Source organism: Desulfosporosinus sp. FKB, from assembly GCF_002196705.1.
GTDB lineage: Bacteria > Bacillota > Desulfitobacteriia > Desulfitobacteriales > Desulfitobacteriaceae > Desulfosporosinus.
The window spans coordinates 95791-102047 of record NZ_NADJ01000008.1; the positions used below are offsets into that span (position 1 = coordinate 95791).

Annotated in this window: 5 protein-coding genes; 4 read left to right on the plus strand and 1 reads right to left on the minus strand. The window is 41.6% G+C overall.

Annotation, left to right across the window (positions count from 1 at the left end; all coding sequences use genetic code 11):
* Positions 1-42: 42 nt before the first annotated feature.
* From B5Y67_RS01500 to dapA, 3 genes are all read left to right on the plus strand, one after another.
* Positions 43-1032: an aspartate-semialdehyde dehydrogenase gene (locus B5Y67_RS01500; RefSeq protein ID WP_088224819.1), complete on the plus strand. Its 990-nt coding sequence runs from the start codon at positions 43-45 to the stop codon at positions 1030-1032.
* Positions 1033-1152: 120 nt separating this feature from the next.
* Positions 1153-2382 (plus strand): aspartate kinase, encoded by a 1230-nt coding sequence (gene dapG / locus B5Y67_RS01505; RefSeq protein WP_088224820.1) that lies wholly within the window; start codon positions 1153-1155, stop codon positions 2380-2382.
* Positions 2383-2424: 42 nt separating this feature from the next.
* Positions 2425-3363 carry a 4-hydroxy-tetrahydrodipicolinate synthase gene (gene dapA, locus B5Y67_RS01510; RefSeq protein ID WP_088224821.1) on the plus strand — a complete coding sequence of 313 codons (939 nt, stop codon included), beginning with the start codon at positions 2425-2427 and terminating at the stop codon, positions 3361-3363.
* 357 nt (positions 3364-3720) lie between these two features.
* Here the strand turns inward: dapA and B5Y67_RS01515 are convergent, their stop codons facing one another.
* On the minus strand, positions 3721-3864 hold the full coding sequence (locus tag B5Y67_RS01515; RefSeq protein WP_088187445.1) for a DUF1540 domain-containing protein: 144 nt from the start codon (positions 3862-3864) through the stop codon (positions 3721-3723).
* A 416-nt stretch (positions 3865-4280) separates the two neighbouring features.
* Here B5Y67_RS01515 and B5Y67_RS01520 point away from each other — a divergent pair, with 416 nt between their 5' ends.
* On the plus strand, positions 4281-5945 hold the full coding sequence (locus tag B5Y67_RS01520; RefSeq protein ID WP_088224822.1) for a ribonuclease J: 1665 nt from the start codon (positions 4281-4283) through the stop codon (positions 5943-5945).
* Positions 5946-6257 lie beyond the last annotated feature (312 nt).

Consider the following 6257-nt stretch of genomic DNA (forward strand, 5'->3'; position numbering starts at 1 on the left):
AGGCACCCACCTGATCAACCCAACTTAAGGAGGAATATAGGAATGTCAAATGTAGCAATTGTTGGCGCCACGGGTGCAGTCGGGCAGGAATTTTTAAAGATCCTAGCCGAACGTCACTTTCCTGTTGAAGAGTTAAGGCTATTGGCCACGAAACGATCTGCAGGGAAAAGAGTAGTATGGCAAGGTCAAGAACTTGAGGTTCAAGAAACAACTCACGAGAGTTTCAAAGGTATCGACATAGCGCTTTTTGCCGGTGGTTCTGCAAGTACGGAATTTGCTCCTTCGGCCGTAAAAAGCGGTGCAGTTGTAATCGATAACAGCAGTGCTTTTCGTCTCGATCCGGAAGTTCCACTGGTTGTCCCAGAGGTTAACCCCGAGGATGTAAAAAACCATAAAGGGATTATTGCCAACCCTAATTGTTCGACCATTATTATGGCTGTGGCTATAAAACCGATTTTTGATTTGGCAGGTATCCGGCGTATTGTGGTATCGACTTATCAAGCTGTGTCCGGAGCAGGGCGTGAAGGGATCGAAGAATTGGAAGGTGAGGTTAAAGCCTGGTCAAAAGGGGATAAAATAACGCCAGCTGTTTTTCCATATCAAATTGCCTTTAACCTTATTCCGCGCATTGATGTATTTCAAGAAGGTGACTATACCAAAGAAGAGTGGAAAATGGTTAAAGAGACGCAGAAAATTTTCCATGCACCGAATATGGCAATTACCGCAACGACTGTTCGAGTGCCGGTTTTCCGCAGTCATTCTGAATCGATCAATGTCGAAACTGAAAAACCCGTTAGTATTGCCGAAATACGTGAATCTTTAAGTAAGGCTAACGGTGTTATCGTTGATGATGATCCCAGCAGTGATCGTTATCCTATGCCATGGTTTAGTGCAGATACCGATGAAGTTTATGTCGGACGATTGCGGAAGGATTTTTCAATTGCTCAAGGAATCAATATGTGGGTGGTAGGAGATCAAATTCGTAAAGGTGCAGCTACAAATGCTGTGCAGATCGCAGAACTTTTACTGTAATTAATCTGCAACTACTTAACATACAATGACTTTTGTTGCTATGAACTTAGATCTTAATTATAAAAAGGATTAATGTAAAGGGTAAGGTTCGAGAATCGGACCTCGAAAGAGGGGGTTGTTTTGCGGATATTGGTTCAGAAGTTTGGAGGAACTTCTGTAGCGACACCAGAACGCAGGGCTCATGTGGCATCTAAAGTTTCGGAAGCTGTGCATAGCGGATATTCTCCGGTGGTTGTTGTTTCGGCGATAGGCAGATCCGGGGACCCTTATGCCACGGACACTTTTCTCAATCTGGCAAAAGGAATTTATTCAGATTTGCCTAAACGGGAATTAGATTTGTTGATGAGCTGCGGGGAAGTTATTTCCGGAACAGTCTTAGTAAGCACTCTTAATAGCATTGGTTTTGAAGCCGTGCTTTTCACTGGAGCGCATGCCGGAATTATTACAAACGATGATTTTGGCGATGCACGGATTGTTCGAGTAGAGCCGGGAGCTATTTTAGAACAATTGGAGAAAGGGAAAGTGGTTGTTGTAACAGGCTTTCAGGGCATAACAGAAGATGGTCAGATTACGACTCTTGGGCGGGGAGGAAGCGACACAACTGCATCAGCCTTAGGAGTTGCTCTGGAAGCTGAAACGATAGATATCTACACCGATGTTGATGGCATCATGACAGCTGATCCAAGAATTGTCGAAGACGCACGGATTATTGATACAGTAACCTATAATGAAATATGTCAATTAGCTTATCAAGGAGCTAAAGTGATTCACCCCAGAGCCGTGGAAATTGCGATGCAGCGAAACATCCCACTGAGGATAAAATCCACGTTTTCCGATGCACCAGGGACCTTGGTTACAAATATGCTTCCGGATCGAGGGGTAGGTACAGATATAACTAATGATCGTATTATTACGGGGATTGCTCATACTCCCAATGTCACTCAATTGAAAGTGTTAACTGAGAATACTCCGGATCTTCATCTTACAGACAAACGGATTTTTAAAGCATTGGCGCTCGCCGATATAAGCGTAGATTTTATTAGTGTTCAGACGGAAGCTGTAGAGTTTACTGTTTCTGATGAAGTAGCCTCGAAGGCCATTAAAATATTGCAAAATATGGGCTTTGAGCCGGGTGTTATTCCGAGTTGTGCAAAAGTATCCATTGTTGGAGCCGGAATTGCTGGTGTACCCGGTGTGATGGCTGATATGGTCGAAGCACTTTCAGATGCTGGTGTAACAATCTTGCAATCAGCAGATTCACATACTACTATTTGGGTTTTAGTTCATAAGGAAGACATGGCAACTGCGGTACAGGCTTTACATCAAAAGTTTCGGTTAGGTGTTTGTTAGGAAGAGGAGAGAACTGGATGTTATTGAGAAAGGATGAGTAAAATGTCTTTTGGAAGAATACTCACGGCCATGGTGACTCCTATGAACGAAACGATGGAGGTAGACTATCAAGAAGCAAAACACTTGGCGGAGTATTTGGTTGCCCATGGTTCTGATGGGATTGTCGTTTGTGGAACAACAGGCGAATCTCCGACCGTGACCGAGACGGAAAAAATTGAACTTTTTAAAGTCGTTAAAGAGGCCGTGGGATCTAAGGGTACGGTCATTGCAGGAATCGGTACAAATTCCACAGAAGCAAGCATATCTCTGGCCCGTAAAGCCGCAGCCACGGGCGTAGACGGTTTAATGGCAGTTGTGCCATATTATAATAAGCCTTCTCAAGAAGGGATGTTTCAGCATTTTAAGGCAATTGCCGAAGCAACGCCTTTACCTTTGATGTTATACAATGTTCCGGGAAGAACGTCAGCTAATCTCATGCCTTTAACCGTAAAACGATTGTCAGAAATACCGAACATTGTTGCTTTAAAAGAAGCGGCGGGATCTCTTGATCAGGTAAGTGAACTGAAAAGAATGTTGCCAGCCAGCTTTGCTGTTTATAGCGGAGATGACTCTATGACATTGCCAATGTTAGCGTTAGGCTGCAGCGGGATTATCAGCGTGGCAGCCCATGTGATCGGAGACGAAATGAAAGCTATGGTTGATGCTTGGTTTGCCGGAGATACAGCCAAAGCTACTGATTGGCATCTTGAACTGTTTCCAGTTTTCAAAGGAATTTTTATCACCGCTAACCCTGTTCCTGTCAAAGCTCTCCTGAACATGTATGGTCACAAGGTTGGAGGGGTACGTCTGCCCTTAGTTAAGGCGACAGCAGAGGAACTTAAATTTTTGCAGGATCTTATGAATAACGTTAAACGGATAGAGCTTTTGCAAAGATTGGAACTTAAAGCAGCCTCCGGAAGAGCCATGGACCAAATGGTCTGAGAATAGGCTTATTTGATATCAGCTTATCTGCTTCTTGTGGTCCCCTATGAAGAGCAAAGAAATCTAATAGAATTAATTACCTAACTTAAGTTGACTTACTCCGTACCCATTTCGGAATGATGGTACGGAGTTTGTTTTTTTGCCTGCGATTTCGCAAAATACATGTCTTTGGTTATTGAAGGATTGATTGAAAAAATTTTAGTAACTCTATTAAAATTTAAAAGAATATTTTGGTTTTCCGAGAAGTATTCTATTTCTAAATTCGTATTCTGTTTGAAAAAAATATAGTCATTACCCCTAAGGAGTAATGACTAATATACTACTAAGCTGGATGATTCCTCTGATTAATAGCAACATTTATGTTTCGCTTGGTTCATAGAAAGCACATTCAGCTTCACGATCTGCAACACTCGATGTTACGCTGAGTGTCTCCAGTTGGCAATGCCCTTCTTCATTGTGGCTGCAGTCTGTAGCAGAGCATACTACATTTGTATTAGGCATGATAATTTAACCACCTTTCTCAAACAGAATCTAAAACTATAGTCTCCAGAATAAATGACTTTATTCCATATTAGGGCATTCACATATAGATTTGGCACCATACATTGGATTGCTTGACTTTAGAAAAAACTGGATTAAATCTTCTAAATAAATTGTAAGATTTTTTACTATTACCCCGAAAGCATTGAAGAAACTTGCCAGCAAGGGATTTGCGCGCTATAATGAATTATATTTGTTGTGCGGCTAGTTTCATAGATGCTTTCGAAATACTGACGAACACTGGACGTCATTGTGTTCGCTTAGAGTATTTCGCTTTTTTTGTTGCCCTAATTTTGGCGTCAAAAGAAACCACGGGGATCTCCTTAGCTTTTAAGGCACAATCAAGAGATAAAATAATTTACTGGAGGTAGATTTTATTGCCCAAAGAGCATAAACTACAAATTATCCCCTTGGGCGGACTTGGGGAAATCGGCAAAAACATGACCGTCATACGTTATGATAACCAGATGGTACTTGTTGATGCCGGCCTTGCATTTCCTGAAGACGAAATGCTTGGAATTGATATTGTTATACCTGATTATTCGTATTTAATTGAAAACAAAGAGATGCTTCTTGGTATCTTAATAACTCACGGACATGAAGATCATATAGGCGCATTACCTTATCTTTTGCGAGATATTGATGTGCCTATTTTTGGGACACGTCTCACGTTAGGTATTATTCAATCTAAAATGAAAGAGAGTAATTTAAATAATATCAAGGCTACTGTGGTCCAACCGCGGGATACGATCAAGCTTGGAGTATTTAGAATCGAGTTTATTCGAGTCAATCACAGCATTCCGGATTCTGTTGGATTGGCTATCCATACTCCCTTGGGGACTATTGTTCATACCGGCGACTTTAAATTGGACCATACGCCTGTATCAGGAGAAATATTAGACATTCATAAATTTTCCGAGTTGGGAGATAAAGGAGTATTGTGCCTTCTCTCCGATAGTACCAATGTGGAAAGGCCAGGATTTACCCCATCAGAAAGAAATGTTGGCGAGATGATCGACGAGGCATTTCGTAATGCCAAGGAACGGGTTATTCTGGCAAGCTTTGCGTCAAATGTTTACCGCTTACAGCAGGCTATTACTTCAGCGGTCAAAACCAATCGTAAGGTGGCTGTTGTAGGTCGAAGTATGCTTAATATTGTTGGAATTTCTGCAGAATTAGGATACTTAGATATACCTGATGGTACGTTGGTTGATATCGATGAGATTATCGGCTTGCCTGGTAATCAAGCTTGCATTCTAACAACAGGCAGCCAAGGAGAACCCATGTCCGCGCTGACTAGGATGGCAAATCATGATCATCGTCATGTAGCTATCCAGCCTGGAGATACCGTCATAATCTCTGCAAGCCCGATACCTGGCAATGAAAAATCTGTCGCCAGAACTGTTGATCAGTTATTTAAACTCGGTGCCAACGTTATCTATGAATCGGCGGAGGGAATGCACGTTTCTGGTCATGCAAGTCAGGAAGAACAAAAATTGATGCTAAATATGGTACGCCCTAAATACTTTATGCCAGTTCACGGTGAATATCGGATGCTGATTAAGCATGCTCAATTAGCTGAACAACTGGGTGTTCCGCGCGAAGATATTTTCGTTTCTGAAAATGGAGGAATTGTTGAGTTTACACGTCACGGAGCAGCTATAGGGGGCAAGGTTACAGCTGGCAAGGTTTTGATAGATGGATTAGGTATTGGCGACGTAGGCAATATTGTTCTGAGAGACCGCAAACAACTGTCTCAGGATGGTATTCTGATTGTCGTTATGACGATTAGTCGCTCAACAGGTGCGATTGTTGCCGGACCTGATGTAGTGACTCGTGGCTTCGTTTATGTTCGAGAATCAGAGTCTATGCTGGATGAAGCCAAATTAAAGGTTAAGCAAACCATGGCACGCTGCCGTGAGAATCATATTACGGAATGGGCTGTTCTTAAAAGTCAAATTAGGGACGCCTTAAGTAAGCAGTTCTATGAAAAAACCCGTCGCAGACCTATGATCCTGCCAATTATTCAAGAAGTCGAATAGATTTATCTTCCTTGTCATTGTTGAATAGTCTTAATTGACTGAGTTAAGCGCAAGTAAATAGCTGAATTACAGAATTCATAGTTATGTCAGGATTTTTAAGATAAAACCGGATAATTACTATGAATTCTATTGTTTTCACTGTTTTTTAAAAAACAGTTTTGAAAAATTCACTTCCTCAAGAAAAAAGTAATAAAAAAGTGTTGACATAGTTAAGGAAGAAGTGGTATTATAACAAAGCGCTCGAGAACAGCGCCTTTTAAATCCTCTCAAACCTGTTGCTTGAAGAAAATAGTTGTTGACAGTATTAAGAGA